Origin of the sequence: Lentzea sokolovensis, from assembly GCF_033949975.1 — a bacterium.
Classification (GTDB): domain Bacteria; phylum Actinomycetota; class Actinomycetes; order Mycobacteriales; family Pseudonocardiaceae; genus Lentzea; species Lentzea sokolovensis.
On sequence record NZ_JAXAVU010000017.1, the window covers coordinates 367,414 to 381,271 of the forward strand.

Genomic DNA, 13,858 nt, shown 5'->3' on the forward strand with positions numbered 1-13,858 from the left:
CCAGGGAGACTCCAAACTCCGCGTGGAGGTTGCGTCACGCTCCGCGATAGGTGCCGAAGCTCCAGCGGTTGCCCTCGGGATCGGCCACGGTGAAGCCGCGCGACCCGTAGTCCTCGTCGCGCAGACCACGGATTTCCACAGCCCCGTGCGCCAGCGACTGCGCGTGGAGCTCGTCGGGCCGGTCGGTCACCACGTAGATGGACCCGGCGCCGGCCTTGGTCGCCTCGACCTCGCCGACCGACCGCACGGCGGACCCCAGCATGACGCCGCCGCCCTCGGGCCAGACCATCTCGCAGTGCACGACCTCGCCGTCGGCCTCCCCCGGCACGACGAGGTGCTCCTTGAACCCGAACGCCTCCACGAGGAAGCGGATCGCGGTGGGAGCGTCCTGATAGGACAAACAGGGCCAACAGGTAGGTGCGGGTGTGCTCATGACGGCAACTCTGCGCCCTGACCGTGCTCGCTGCCTTGTACGAATGGAAGCTCGGCCGCGATCCACTCGGTCGGGGTCGCCCCGCACAGCGCGCGCCAGTCCCGGTTGAAGTGCGCCTGGTCGGTGTAACCGCAGGCAGCGGCCACCTCGGTCAGCGTGGGACGGCGCTCGCCGCGCAGCATCCGGTTCGCCCGCTCGAACCGCATCACACGGCCCATGACCTTGGGCGTGAGCCCGTACTCCGCCGCGAACCGCGCGCTCAGGTGCTGCCGGCTCCACCCGACCTCGGCGGCGATCTCCGCGACCGGTGTCCCCGCCGCGAGCCGTTGCCACGCCCACGCCACCTCGACCTGCTGCCGCACCGGTTTCACCAGGCCGCCCAGCATCTCGTCCAGGCGCGCGAACCGGTCCGTCCACGTCGGCGCTTCCTGCAGCCGTTCGCGCAGCTCGGAGGCCGGAGCGTCGAGGGAGTCGAGCCCGACCGTGACGGCGCTGAGCTCGCCGGCCGGCATGCCGAAGAACGCCCGCATCCCCAACGGCGTCAGATCGCACTGGACGCCGTGCTGGAACCCGTCGTGGGTGATGATCACGGCCTCGTCGTGCAGCCCGCCGCACAGCGCGGCGAACCGGCCCTCGGACAGGTCGACCGTGCCGTCCATCGTGACCACGAGCGTGAGCGAGCGCGACGGCAGGCCGCGGTGAATGCCGGGCTCGGTGCGCATCCGATACCCGGAGTACCGCGTGACGAACGGCCGCAGCCGCGGGTGCGGCAGGCCGACGACGTGCTCGACGTCCACGCCTCTGATGCTAAAACAATTCGCCCAGGACCAGCAGTGCGGCGCCGACCGGCACCAGGTCGGGGCCGTAGGACGTGACGCTCACGTCCACGTCCGGCATCGCCCGCAGGTACAACTCCGGCGACTCCAGCACTCTCCGTCCACTCAGGACGATCTGGTCCAGGTCCAGCAGCTGCACCAGGTTCGCCACCGCCGCGCCGAGCACCCGAGCCGCCTCCACACCGGTCGCGGTAGCGTGCACCGCCTCGACGCACCCGCGCCGTCCGCACACGCACAGCGGCCCGTCGAGCTGGATCGTCGTGTGCCCGAACTCGCCCGCGCCTGACCGTGCGCCGCGATGCACCTCTCCTCCGAGGAGCAGCCCCACGCCCAGGCCGGTGCCCACGAACACCAGTGCCGCGTCCCGCAACGGCCTTCGCCACGCCTCGGCGAGCACGGCGGCGTTGGTGTCCTTGTCGACGACGACCGGCAACCCGAGCCGTTCCTCGGCCAGCGCCCTCAACGGGACCGAGGACCAGCCCGGCAGGCCGTTGGGCGACACCACGCCGTCGCGGTGCTCCAGCGGGCCGGCGATGCCGATGCCCAGCCCGAGCACCTTCTCCCCGGCCGTGACCAGCGGCTCCAGGGCGTCCAGCACGTCGTCCGGCGTGAACATCGGGGCCAGCGGCACGACCGCGGCCGACACCACCTCGCCGGTCAGGTCGAGCCGCACCACCCGCAGCTCGTCGCGGTCGACGTAGGCCCCGTACGCGCAGGCCCCACCGGCGGCGAGTTGCAACGACATCCTGGGCTTGCCTCGGCCCCCGTCGCGCACCGCGCCGGTCTCCTCCAGCAGGCCCGCCGCGATGAGCCTCGCCACGATCTTCGACACCGCCTGCGGGGTCAGTCCGGCCTGCTCGGCGATGGAAGCCCTGCTCAGAGCACCGGAGCGGACCAGTCTGAGCACTGTCCTGTCGTTGTGCGAACGCAGCGAGGTGAGGTCCACGGTCGCAATTATTCAACAGCGTTGCTTTAATCGGAAGCATGACTCGAGTCGGACTTCTGGGCTACGGCATAGCGGGGCGGGTCTTCCACGCCCCGCTCATCTCCTCCACGGACGGCATGGACCTCGTCGCGATCGTCACGGCGAACCCGGAACGGCAGGCGCAGGCCCGTGCCGCGCACCCGGACGCCAAGATCGTCACCGCCGACGAGCTGTTCGAGCTGGACCTCGACCTCATCGTCGTCGCCACGCCGAACAAGACGCACGTCGAGTACGCGAAGCGCGCCATCGGCAAGGGGGTCGCGGTCGTCGTCGACAAGCCGTTCGCGCCGTCGTCGGCCGAAGCCGCGGAGCTCGTGGCCGCCGCACAGGCCGCACAGGTGCCGCTCACGGTCTTCCAGAACCGCCGCTGGGACAGCGACTTCCTCACCGTGCGCAAGATCATCGGCGAGCTGGGTGAGGTTCGGCGGTTCGAGTCCCGCTACGACCGCTGGGTGCCCGAGATCTGGGACAACTGGCGCGAGTTCGGCGCCCCGGAGGAGGCCGGCGGCCTGCTCTACGACCTCGGCGCCCACCTCGTCGACCAGGCGCTGCAGCTGTTCGGACCGGTCAGGACCGTCTACGCGGAACTCGACCGGCGCCGCCCCGGCGCGCAGGTGGACGACGACGTGTTCGTGGCGCTGACGCACGAGAACGACGTCCACTCCCATCTGTGGGCCAACGCGCACGCGGCGAGCCTCGGGCCGCGCTTCCGGCTGCTCGGCAGCGAGGGCGCGTTCGAGATCAGCGGCCTGGACGAGCAGGAGGACGCGCTCGACGCGGGCCGCCGCCCGACCGATCCCGGCTGGGGTGAGGAGTCCCGCACCGGACGGCTCGGCATCCTCGGCGACGCGACCGAGATCGCCGTCGAACCCGGTGCGTACCAGACCTTCTACACCGAGCTGCAGGCCGGACGCGTCCCCGTCGACCCCGCGAGCGCCGTGGACGCGCTGCGGGTCATCGAGGCCGCGTTCACGTCCGCGCGCGAGAACCGGGTGGTGGAGCTGTGAACCCCACGAGCGAGGAACTCCTGGCCCAGGAACGCGAGCTCCAGTTCACGCGCTTCGGCAACGACGTCGCGATCGACCTCGGCCTGCACCTGCTCGCCGCCGCCAAGGAACAGGGCCTGCCGATCGCGATCTCGGTGCGGCGCAACGGGCACCGGCTCTTCCACGTCGCACTGCCCGGCACCGCGCCGGACAACGACAGGTGGCTGGAGCGCAAAGCGCGTGTCGTCGACCTGTTCGGCCACAGTTCGTTCTACGTTGGCACGACGTTCCGCGAGAAGGGCTCGACGTTCGAGGTCGAGTCGGGCCTCGATCCGGAGCTGTACGCGGCGCACGGCGGCGTCTTCCCGGTGATCCTGCGCGGCACGGGTCCGGTCGGCACCGTCGGCGTCTCCGGACTGCCCCAGGCTCAAGACCACGCGTTCGTCGTCACCGAGCTGGAATCATTCCTGAACGGCCAAGAAGCGTAATAGCACGAATAGCCGTTGGTACAAAATCCGGTTAACGCTTGCCAGTATCACCGAGAGACGCGACGTCGTATTGATACACACCACTTCGAGTGGATTCCGCTCCACTCGAAGTGGCTGTGCATAGCATCCGGACAACGGGCGCTCGCCCGCTCGAAGGAGTGATCCTACTGGGCCAAACGAGTGTTCTATTCCATATTCGAAGGAATAGCACTCGATCACCCACCTGCCGATACAAGAGCGGTTGCATACGACAGCAGTTGTACGCTCCGTAGCATCATCAGGCCTAAACCACCCACCCGAATGTCGCCTTTTTGGCCCCTTCACAGTTCTCATCAGCGCGAACTAACGTCCGTTCCGGCTTATCGGTTTGGTCCATTAGCGCATTGAGATAGGTGGGTGTGGGTTGTGACTGTGACGGATTCTGACCTCAATGAGGGCCGTCAGCAGCTGAGTTTGGGCACGGCCGCCGCACGTAATCTGGCCACGACCACCAAGTCCGTCCCGCAGATGCAGGGAATCACTTCCCGCTGGCTGCTCAAGGTGCTCCCCTGGGTGCAGGCGGCAGGTGGTGCCTATCGCGTCAACCGGCGGCTCACCTACACGCTGGGCGACGGTCGCGTCTCGTTCACGAACATCGGCGCGGAGATCCGCGTGGTGCCGATGGAGCTCACCGAACTGGCACTGCTCAAGGGCTTCGACGACGAAGAGGTCCTCGCGGCGCTCGCCGGCCGCTTCACGCAGCAGGAGTTCGGCATCGGCGACGTCATCGTCGAGAAGGGCCGCCCGAAGGACACCGTCGTGCTGATCGCGCACGGCAAGGTCGACAAGGTCGGCACCGGCGAGTACGGCGGCGACACCGTGCTCGGCAACCTCGCCGACGGCCAGTACTTCGGCGAGACCGTGCTGGCCGGGCCGCAGGGCGAGTGGGAGTACACCGCCAAGGCCGTCACGCCGGTCACCGTGCTCACGCTGTCGTGGGAGGACTTCCAGGCGCTCAACGGGGAAGCGGGCGGCCTGCGCGCACACATCCAGCAGACCTTCAACAGCCGCAACAAGCCGCAGGACGAGTACGGCGAAGCCGAGATCGGCATGTCGTCCGGTCACGACGGCGAGCCCGTTCTGCCCGGCACGTTCGTCGACTACGAGCAGTCGCCGCGCGAGTACGAGCTGAGCGTCGCGCAGACCGTGCTGCAGGTCCACAGCCGCGTCGCTGATCTCTACAACAACCCGATGGACCAGGTCGAGCAGCAGTTGCGGCTCACGATCGAGGCCCTGCGCGAACGCCAGGAGCACGAGATCGTCAACAACAGGTCGTTCGGCCTGCTGCACAACGCGGACCTCAAGCAGCGCATCCACACCCGGTCCGGGCCGCCCACCCCGGACGACTTCGACGAGCTGCTGTCGATCGTGTGGAAGGACCCCGGGTACTTCCTCGCGCACCCGCGCACGATCGCGGCGTTCGGCCGTGAGCTCAACAAGCGCGGCCTCTACCCGCAGCACATCGACTTCAACGGCCAGCAGGTGCCGGCCTGGCGCGGCGTCCCCGTGCTGCCGTGCAACAAGATCCCGGTCTCCGACACCCGCACGTCGTCGGTGATGCTGATCCGCACCGGCGAGCAGAACCAGGGCGTCATCGGCCTGCACCAGACCGGCATCCCGGACGAGTACCAGCCGGGCCTGTCGGTGCGGTTCATGGGCATCAACGACCAGGCGATCATCAACTACCTGGTCAGCGCCTACTACTCGGCCGCCATCATGGTGCCGGACGCGATCGGCGTGCTGGAGCACGTCGAGCTCGGCCGCGAGGGATAGGTCTTGGCCTCCTTCACCATGCCGGAGTTCTACGTGCCGCACCCGGCGCGGATGAACCCCCACCTCGAACGCGCCCGCGTCCACTCGACTCAGTGGGCGCGGGACATGGGGATGCTCGACACCGGGGTGTGGACCGACGAGATCCTCGCGGGCGACAACTACGGGCACATGTGCGCGTGGACCCATCCGGACGCGCCCGCGGAGATCCTCGACCTCATCACGGACTGGTACGTCTGGGTCTTCTACTTCGACGACGAGTTCTTCGCGGAGTTCAAGCAGAGCAAGGACGTGTCGGGAGCGAAGGCGTATCTCGACCGGCTGCCGGCGTTCATGCCGCTCAACGGCACGGACCCGTGGCCGGAGCCTCAGAACCCGACCGAACGCGGTCTCGTCGACCTGTGGCAGCGGACCATCCCGCTGATGTCGCAGGACTGGCGGCGCCGGTTCACCACGAGCACCCACAACCTGCTGCTCGAGTGCATGTGGGAGATCAAGAACATCGAGAGCGGCACGGTCGCCAACCCGATCGAGTACATCGAGATGCGCCGCAAGGTCGGCGGCGCGCCGTGGTCGGCGAACCTGGTGGAGGTCTCCGAAGCAGCCGAGGTGCCCGCGTCCATCGCGGGTGCCCGGCCGCTGCGGGTCCTGTCCGACACGTTCTCCGACGCGATCCACCTGCGCAACGACATCTTCTCGTACGAGCGGGAGGTGTTGAAGGAGGGCGAGAACTCCAACGGGGTGCTCGTGTTCGAGAAGTTCTTCGGCCACGACACGCAGACCGCGGTCGAGGCCGTGAACACGCTGCTGACCTCGCGGCTGCACCAGTTCGAGAACACCGTCTTCACCGAACTGCCCGTGCTGTTCTCCGAGAACGGCGTGGACCCGCTGGAGCAGGCACGCGTGCTCAAGTACGTGAAGGGCCTGCAGGACTGGCAGTCCGGCGGGCACGAGTGGCACCTGCACGCCGGCCGATACACGAAGGTCGAAGGCGGGGCCGGCAACTCGGCGTTCTTTCGCACGATCCTGCGCGGGCCGACCGGCCTGGGCACGTCCGCGGCGTGGCTGGGGGTGCCCCGTGGTTGAGGTTCCCTCGTTCGACATGCCTTTCGCCGCAAGGCTTTCACCGCACGTCGACCGCGTCCGCCAGCACACGAAGACGTGGGTGCGGGACATGGGCATGCTCAGCGGCGCGCCGTGGACCGAGGCGTTCTACGACGCCGCGGACTACGGCGGCTTCGGCCCGCTGACCCACCCGACGGCGTCCCTGGACGATCTGTTGCACATCAACGACTGGCACACGTGGGGCTTCTACGTCAGCGACGCGTTCCAGGCCGGCTTCCTCCGGCCTCGCAACGTCGCGGGCGGCAGGGCGTTCGTGGCCGCGTTGAAGTCGGTGCTGAGCGGCTCGCTCCCCTCGTCGAACCCGGCCGAGAGGGGCCTGGCCGACCTGGTCTCGCGGTCCACTCTGGACAACGAGGACCAGGATCACCTGGTCGAGTTCTTCGACGCGTTGCTGTGGGAGCTGCACAACACCGCGCAGGGCCGGGTGCCCGACCCGATCGACCTCGTGGAGATGCGGCGCCGGTCGATCGCCACGGAGCTGTCCGCGAAGCTCGCGCGCAAGTCCGTCGGCGCGGAACTGCCCGCGGAGTTGTTGCGCAACAGCACGATGCGGGCTCTGGTGGACTCGTTCGGCGACGTTCCGGCGTTGCGCCAGGAGATCGTCGGCTTCGACCACGCCTACGCGACCGGTGGCAGCACCACCAGCGCGGTCCTCGCCGTGCAGCAGTTCTTCGACTGCGACCTCCAGCAGGCGGTCTCGGTCGTGTCGGACCTGATCGCCGCCCGGTTGCGGCAGATCGGCTCGATCCTCGGTGAGCTGCCGTCCATCGCCGACGAGTACGGCCTCGACGCGGAGGCCAAGGCCGGGTTGTCCCGGTATGTCGAGGCACTGAAGTCGTGGCTGGCCGGTGAACTGCTGTGGACACAGCGATCCGGCCGATTCAGCTACTCCCCGGTCCCCACCCGGAAGTCGTTCCACAGACCGTCAGGGCTTGGCACGGCCGCTTTGCTCGTTCGCTAGTTCCAACCTCGCACCAACAGATTGGCAGGACTTCCAGTGACTGTTACCGATCCGGGCCTTGGGGTCGAGGGCGGGCAGCTGAGCCTTTCCACGAAGGCGGCCCGCAACCTCTCGACGACCACCAAGTCCGCACCGCAGATGCAGGGGATCTCGCCCCGGTGGCTGCTGCGCATGCTGCCCTGGGTCGAGGCGAAGGGTGGTGCGTTCCGCGTCAACCGCCGGCTCACCTTCGCGATCGGCGACGGCCGGGTCACGTTCACCTCGGTGGGTTCCGAGGTGCGGATCGTGCCGCAGGAACTGGCCGAGTTCGTGCTGCTGCGCGGGTTCGACGACGAGGCGGCGCTCACCGCCGTCGCGAACCGCTTCGAGCAGCGCGAGTACCTGCCGGGCGAGGTGATCGCGCACCGCGGCGAGTCCGTCGACGAGATCATCGTCATCGCGCACGGCAAGGTCACCAAGACCGGGCTCGGCGAGTACGGCGACGACGTGGCGCTGGGCACGATCGCGGACGGCGAGTACATCGGCGACGAGCCGGTCCTGTCCGGCGCCGACAAGAGCTGGAGCTTCACCGCGCGCGCGTTGACGCCGACGACGGCCGTCGTGCTGTCCCGGGCGGCGTTCCGGCAGCTCAACGGGCAGATCGAACCGTTGCGCGACCACATCGCGCAGCAGCTGGCGAACCCGACGAACGCGGCGAACAAGCACGGCGAGGCCGAGATCGACATCTCGTCCGGCCACGACGGCGAACCGACGCTGCCCAGCACGTTCGTCGACTACGAGCTGCGGCCGCGCGAGTACGAGCTCTCGGTGGCGCAAACGATCGTGCGCGTCCACACGCGCGTGGCCGACCTCTACAGCCAGCCGATGGACCAGGTCGAGCACCAGTTGCGGCTGACGATCGAGGCCCTGCGCGAGCGGCAGGAGTTCGAGCTCATCAACAACAAGGAGTTCGGCCTGCTCGCCAACGCCGACCTCAAGCAGCGGGTCAGCACCACCTCCGGGCCGGTGACGCCGGACGACATGGACGAGCTGATCTCGCGGCGCCGCAACACCAAGCTGATCCTGGCCCACCCCAAGGCGATCTCGGCGTTCGGCCGGCAGCTGTCCTCGCGCGGCCTGTACGTGCCGACGGTCGAGGTCGAGGGCAAGCAACTGCAGTCGTGGCGCGGCATCCCGATCGCGCCGTGCGACAAGATCCCGGTCAACAAGAACGGCACCACGTCGATCATCGCGATGCGGCTCGGCGAGGAGAAGCAGGGCGTCGTCGGCCTGCGCCAGACCGGCATCCCGGACGAGTACGAACCCGGCCTCAACGTGCGGTTCATGGGCATCGACGAGCACGCGATGCTCAAGTACCTGGTGTCCACCTACTACTCGGCGGCCGTTCTCGTGCCGGACGCGCTGGGTGTGCTGGAGAACGTGGAGATCGGTCTCTAAGTCATGACAGCCGAGATGACCGAACCGCTGGCGGCCGGCAGGCCCGCCGGTGAGCTGCTCGCGTGGAGCCGGAGCCTCGTGCTTCCGGCTCTGCGCAAGGCCGTCGACCAGTTGCCGCCGTCGATGCGCACGATCGCGGAGTACCACCACGGGTGGCGTGACGAGTACGGCAACCCGGTGCTGGAGAACGGCGGCAAGGCGATCCGTCCCGCGCTGGTGCTGCTGGCGGCCGAGGCCGTCGGCGGCACCGCCTCCTCCGCCGTCCCGGCGGCGGTCGCGGTGGAGCTGATCCACAACTTCTCCCTGCTGCACGACGACGTGATGGACCGCGACACGACCCGGCGTCACCGGGCCACGGCGTGGACCGTGTTCGGCGTCAACGCGGCGATCCTGGCCGGGGACGCGCTGCAGATGCTGGCCGTCGACGTGCTCGCGGCATCAGGGCATCCGCGTGCCCTGGAAGCGATCCGGACGCTGGGCGACGCCACGGTGGCGTTGCTCGACGGGCAGGCGTACGACCTGGACTTCGAGACGCGGTGCGACGTGCGGGTGCCCGAGGTCGAGCAGATGGCACGGGGCAAGACCGGTGCTTTGCTGGGCGCCTCGACGGCTTTGGGCGCGTTGTACGGCGACGGGTCCGACGAGCAGGTCGAGGCGATGCGCGGCTACGGCGCCGAGCTGGGTCTGGCGTTCCAGCACGTGGACGACCTGCTCGGCATCTGGGGCGACCCCGCGGTGACCGGCAAGGCCGCGCACTCGGACCTGGTGAACCGCAAGAAGTCCCTGCCCGTCGTCCGCGCGCTGAACGCCGGCGTGCCCGCCTCGGCGGAGCTGGGCTCGTTGTACTTCGGCGAGCAGGAGATGAACGCGGAAACGCTTGCGCGGGCGGCATCCCTGGTCGACGTGGCCGGTGGTCGCGCGTGGAGCCAGACGCAGGCCGACGAACTCCACACGCAGGCACTGGTTCATCTCGGCGAGGCCTCACCGACCGCGCGTGCGGCGGTGGAGCTCGGCACGCTCGCCCAGCTGGTCACCCACCGGGACCACTGAATCCCCTTCTGGAAGGCACTAGATGACGGAACATCCGCCGCGTTCGGTGCTGCTCGCCTCACCCCGGTCGTTCTGCGCCGGGGTGGAGCGGGCCATCGAGATCGTGGAACGACTGCTGGACCAACGCGGCGGCCCCATCTACGTGCGCAAGCAGATCGTGCACAACGTCCACGTCGTGCGCTCGCTTGAGGCTCGTGGCGCCGTGTTCGTGGAGGAGCTGTCCGAGGTGCCTTTCGGTGCCACGGCGGTCTTCTCCGCGCACGGCGTCTCCCCCGCCGTGCGCGCTGAGGCGCGGGATCGCTCGCTGGACGTGCTGGACGCCACCTGTCCGTTGGTGACGAAGGTGCACGCCGAGGCGCGGCGTTTCGCCGAACGAGGCGACACCATCGTGCTGATCGGGCACGCCGGGCACGAGGAGGTCGAGGGCACGTTCGGCGAGGCTCCCGACCAGATGGTGCTGGTGGAGACCGTCGCGGACGTGGAGGCGCTGGAGATCACCGGTCCGGTGTCCTACCTGACGCAGACGACGCTGGCCGTGGACGAGACGACCGAGGTGATCGAGGCGCTGGAGCGGAAGTTCCCCCAGGTGCGCGGCCCCGGTTCCGACGACATCTGTTACGCCACCACGAACCGGCAGGTCGCCATCCGCGAGGTCGCCGCGCGGTCGGACCTGGTGCTGGTGGTGGGCTCGAAGAACTCGTCCAACTCGGTGCGGATGGTGGAGCTCGCGGCCCGTGGCGGCACTCCTGCGTACCTGATCGACGACGCCTCCGAGATCGACCCGGCGTGGCTTTCCGGTGTGTCGTCCGTGGGTCTGTCGGCCGGTGCTTCCGCGCCCCCTGAACTGGTGGACGAGGTCGTGGCGGCGTTGCAATCCCTGGGTTCCGTCTCCGTGTCGACGCACACGACCGCGACGGAGACGATCGCCTTCACGTTGCCGCTGGCGGTGCGCCGTGCTGGCTGACATCACCTCGCCCGCGGACGTCCGGGCGCTCTCCTCCTCCGAACTGTCTTCGCTGGCAGCGGAGATCCGGTCGTTCCTGATCTCCAAGGTGCACCGGACCGGCGGCCATCTCGGCCCGAACCTGGGCGCCGTCGAGCTGACGATCGGCGTGCACCGGGTCTTCAACTCCCCTGCCGACGTGGTGCTGTTCGACACCGGGCACCAGTCGTACGTGCACAAGATGCTGACCGGCCGGTGCTCCGACTTCGACTCGTTGCGGCAGGCCGGTGGCATGTCCGGCTATCCGTCGGCGGCCGAGTCGGCACATGACGTCATCGAGAACTCGCACGCCTCCACCGCACTGTCCTATGCGGACGGTCTGGCCAAGGCGTTCGAGCTCGGCGGCACCGATCGCCGGGTCGTCGCCATCGTCGGCGACGGCGCGCTGACCGGAGGGATGTGCTGGGAGGCCCTGAACAACATCGGCGGCGCTTCTCGTCCGGTCGTGGTGCTGCTGAACGACAACGGCCGTTCCTACGACCCGACGACCGGTGGTTTCGCGGCGTCCCTGCTGGCCGGTTCGGCGCGGCACCTGTTCGAGGCGCTGGGGCTCGCCTACATCGGTGAGGTCGACGGGCACGACGTCCACGCCGTCGAGAACGCCCTGTGGGAGGCCAAATCCCTCGGCCGCCCGGTCGTCGTGCACTGCAAGACGGTGAAGGGCAAGGGGTACGAGGCCGCGGAGTCCGACGAGGCCGACCGCATGCACGCCGTCGGCGCGTCCGGTGCCTCCGGCGGGCGGACCTGGACCGACGCGTTCTCCGACGAGATCGTGGCCATCGGTGCTTCGCGTCCGGACGTCGTCTGCCTGACCGCGGCGATGCTGGAACCGGTGGGGCTGCGGCCTTTCTCGGAACGCTTCCCGGCGCGGGTGTTCGACGTCGGGATCGCCGAGCAGCACGCCGTGACGTCCGCCGCCGGCATGGCCATGGGCGGCCTGCACCCGGTCGTCGCCGTCTACGCGACGTTCCTGTCCCGTGCCTTCGACCAGTTGCTGATGGACGTGGCCCTGCACCGGCTCCCAGTGACGTTCGTGCTGGACCGCGCCGGCGTGACCGGCCCGGACGGCGCGTCGCACCACGGCATGTGGGACGCCTCCGTGCTGCCCGTCGTGCCCGGGTTGAGGTTGGCCGCACCCCGCGATCCCGCTTCGCTGGCCGCGCTGCTGCGCGAAGCCGTCGAGGTGTCGGACGGCCCGACGGTCGTGCGCTACCCGAAGGCCGCCGTCGGCCCGGACGTGCCCGCTCTGCGGCGCGTGAACCACTTCGACGTGCTGCGCGAGGAACCGGACGCCGAGGTGCTGCTGATCGCGGTCGGCCCTCTGGCCGGCCAGTGCCTGGCCGCGGCGGAGGAACTCGCGGGGCACGACGTCCGCGTCACCGTGGTCGATCCGCGCTGGACCGCTCCCCTGGACCCGCACCTGGTCAAGTACAGCGGCCAGCACCGCCTGGTCCTCGCCGTGGAGGACACGACGTCGACCGGTGCCCTTGGCGCCCGGCTGGGTCAGGCGCTGGCCGGTTCTTCGACCTGCGTGGCGACTTTCGCGCTGCCACCGCGCTTCCTGCCGCACGACTCCCGCGCCCGCATCCTGCGAGCACACGGCCTGGACGCCGCCGGCATCACGACGAGCGTGCTGAAGCGCCTCGGCGTGAAGTGACGAACCAGCCGATCGCGAATGACAACGCGATCGCCCCCGCACCCACCAGCGGCGCCTTCACCTCGGCGGGAAGGTGCAGCGGGCGCAGGGCGGTCGCGAGACTGAGCAGAATCGGCCCCTGCACGACGAACGCGACGTAGGCGGACCGCGCCAGCCCCTCCGCGAAGGGCCCCTGGCGCGTCAGCCGGCGTTGCGCCAGCCCGATCAGCCACACACTCCCCGCCACCACGAGGATCCCCTCGATGAGGGCGAGAGTCAGCGCTTGCCACGTCCAGCCGCCGAGGAACGGTTCCGCGCTCTTGGCCAGATCCAGCACGCCCATCAGCGCGGCCGCGACCGGCAGGACCGCGATCGTCCCGATGACGACGTTGCGGGTCATCCGGTAGATCTCGTCCGGCACCCGTTCCGCGAGCTTGCGCCCGCCGATCGCCCCCAGCAGCAACATCCCGAGACACTGCGGCCACCACCAGAGGTGCAGATCCCCGACCTGCCCGCTGCGCGCCGGAAAGACCAGCCGCGTCAGGAACGTGGTCCCCGCAACGATCATCGTCATGCCCACGACGGTCTTGGTCGTGATGGCACGTTCTTTGATCGGCGGTGCCAGGGCGATCGCGATGCTGAAGATCAGCAGCACCCCGACGAACCACAACGACCCGCTGTCCAGGAACGGCCGCCGGTCCGTGAACGCCTGCCACCACGAGACGTCCCGCCCGGCCCCGTTGTAGGCGATCCACACGAACGTCGGCCAGACGACCAGGGCGGTGACGATCCAGGGCGTGCCGAGCCGCACGAGCCGGTCGGCGATGAACCGCCGCCGCCCTTTGCGCTCGATCGAGCCGGGCGTGAAGATCCCGGCCATGAAGTAGAAGGTGCCCATGAAGAACAGCCCCGACGGCCCGACCAACGCCGCCAGCACCGTCTCGACCCCGGGATGGAACGTGACCTCGTTGACCTCGTCGTACGGCCAGCCACCGATCGCGGCGTAGCCCAGCAGCGCGTGGCCGCCGATGACCCACGCCACCAGGATCACCTTCAGGTTGTCCACAGCGGACAATCTCATGGTTTCGATGGTCCGCTTCGGGACGCGA

At 69.0% G+C, this 13,858-nt stretch carries 12 protein-coding genes and 1 pseudogene; 9 read left to right on the top strand and 4 right to left on the bottom strand.

Annotation, left to right across the window (positions count from 1 at the left end):
• Window positions 1-34: 34 nt before the first annotated feature.
• Genes SK854_RS44685 through SK854_RS44695 form a run of 3 tightly spaced genes read right to left on the bottom strand, consistent with a single transcriptional unit; the run spans window position 35 to window position 2,215 of the window.
• Window positions 35-433: a VOC family protein gene (locus SK854_RS44685; RefSeq protein ID WP_319981262.1), complete on the bottom strand. Its 399-nt coding sequence runs from the start codon at window positions 431-433 to the stop codon at window positions 35-37.
• Window positions 430-1,230, bottom strand: a complete 801-nt coding sequence (locus SK854_RS44690) for a helix-turn-helix domain-containing protein (protein ID WP_319981263.1) — start codon at window positions 1,228-1,230, stop codon at window positions 430-432. Before SK854_RS44690 ends, SK854_RS44685 begins: the two co-directional genes overlap by 4 nt.
• Window positions 1,231-1,240: 10 nt before the next feature.
• A complete protein-coding gene (locus tag SK854_RS44695; protein ID WP_319981264.1) occupies window positions 1,241-2,215 on the bottom strand; it encodes an ROK family transcriptional regulator in 975 nt (324 codons plus the stop codon).
• 38 nt (window positions 2,216-2,253) lie between these two features.
• Between SK854_RS44695 and SK854_RS44700 the strand changes: the two genes are divergently transcribed.
• The 9 genes and pseudogenes from SK854_RS44700 (at window position 2,254) to SK854_RS44740 (ending at window position 12,770) form a co-directional block, all read left to right on the top strand.
• Window positions 2,254-3,261 carry a Gfo/Idh/MocA family oxidoreductase gene (locus SK854_RS44700; RefSeq protein WP_319981265.1) on the top strand — a complete coding sequence of 336 codons (1,008 nt, stop codon included), beginning with the start codon at window positions 2,254-2,256 and terminating at the stop codon, window positions 3,259-3,261.
• A complete protein-coding gene (locus SK854_RS44705; protein ID WP_319981266.1) occupies window positions 3,258-3,728 on the top strand; it encodes a heme-degrading domain-containing protein in 471 nt (156 codons plus the stop codon). Before SK854_RS44700 ends, SK854_RS44705 begins: the two co-directional genes overlap by 4 nt.
• A gap of 405 nt (window positions 3,729-4,133) precedes the next feature.
• Window positions 4,134-5,540 carry a family 2B encapsulin nanocompartment shell protein gene (locus tag SK854_RS44710; protein ID WP_319981267.1) on the top strand — a complete coding sequence of 469 codons (1,407 nt, stop codon included), beginning with the start codon at window positions 4,134-4,136 and terminating at the stop codon, window positions 5,538-5,540.
• Window positions 5,541-5,543: 3 nt separating this feature from the next.
• Window positions 5,544-6,593: pseudogene (locus SK854_RS44715) on the top strand (terpene synthase family protein); the annotation flags it as partial.
• A gap of 46 nt (window positions 6,594-6,639) precedes the next feature.
• Window positions 6,640-7,623 carry a terpene synthase family protein gene (locus SK854_RS44720; RefSeq protein WP_319981269.1) on the top strand — a complete coding sequence of 328 codons (984 nt, stop codon included), beginning with the start codon at window positions 6,640-6,642 and terminating at the stop codon, window positions 7,621-7,623.
• 36 nt (window positions 7,624-7,659) lie between these two features.
• Window positions 7,660-9,060 (top strand): family 2B encapsulin nanocompartment shell protein, encoded by a 1,401-nt coding sequence (locus tag SK854_RS44725; protein ID WP_319981270.1) that lies wholly within the window; start codon window positions 7,660-7,662, stop codon window positions 9,058-9,060.
• A 3-nt stretch (window positions 9,061-9,063) separates the two neighbouring features.
• Window positions 9,064-10,110, top strand: coding sequence for a family 2 encapsulin nanocompartment cargo protein polyprenyl transferase (locus tag SK854_RS44730; RefSeq protein ID WP_319981271.1), 1,047 nt, complete (start codon window positions 9,064-9,066; stop codon window positions 10,108-10,110).
• 22 nt (window positions 10,111-10,132) lie between these two features.
• Window positions 10,133-11,074, top strand: a complete 942-nt coding sequence (locus SK854_RS44735) for a 4-hydroxy-3-methylbut-2-enyl diphosphate reductase (protein WP_319981272.1) — start codon at window positions 10,133-10,135, stop codon at window positions 11,072-11,074.
• The gene (locus SK854_RS44740) at window positions 11,064-12,770 is read left to right on the top strand and encodes a 1-deoxy-D-xylulose-5-phosphate synthase (protein WP_319981273.1); all 1,707 of its coding nucleotides are present in this window, start codon (window positions 11,064-11,066) and stop codon (window positions 12,768-12,770) included. Before SK854_RS44735 ends, SK854_RS44740 begins: the two co-directional genes overlap by 11 nt.
• Here the strand turns inward: SK854_RS44740 and SK854_RS44745 are convergent.
• Window positions 12,733-13,830, bottom strand: a complete 1,098-nt coding sequence (locus SK854_RS44745; RefSeq protein ID WP_319981274.1) for an acyltransferase family protein — start codon at window positions 13,828-13,830, stop codon at window positions 12,733-12,735. The genes SK854_RS44740 and SK854_RS44745 overlap by 38 nt on opposite strands.
• Window positions 13,831-13,858: the final 28 nt, after the last annotated feature.

Coding starts and splice junctions, on each gene's coding strand:
- SK854_RS44720 (WP_319981269.1), top strand. CDS start 6,640: ATGCCTTTCGCCGCAAGGCTTTCACCGCACGTCGACCGCGTCCGCCAG.
- SK854_RS44730 (WP_319981271.1), top strand. CDS start 9,064: ATGACAGCCGAGATGACCGAACCGCTGGCGGCCGGCAGGCCCGCCGGT.
- SK854_RS44735 (WP_319981272.1), top strand. CDS start 10,133: ATGACGGAACATCCGCCGCGTTCGGTGCTGCTCGCCTCACCCCGGTCG.
- SK854_RS44700 (WP_319981265.1), top strand. CDS start 2,254: ATGACTCGAGTCGGACTTCTGGGCTACGGCATAGCGGGGCGGGTCTTC.
- SK854_RS44685 (WP_319981262.1), bottom strand. CDS start 433: ATGAGCACACCCGCACCTACCTGTTGGCCCTGTTTGTCCTATCAGGAC.
- SK854_RS44745 (WP_319981274.1), bottom strand. CDS start 13,830: ATGAGATTGTCCGCTGTGGACAACCTGAAGGTGATCCTGGTGGCGTGG.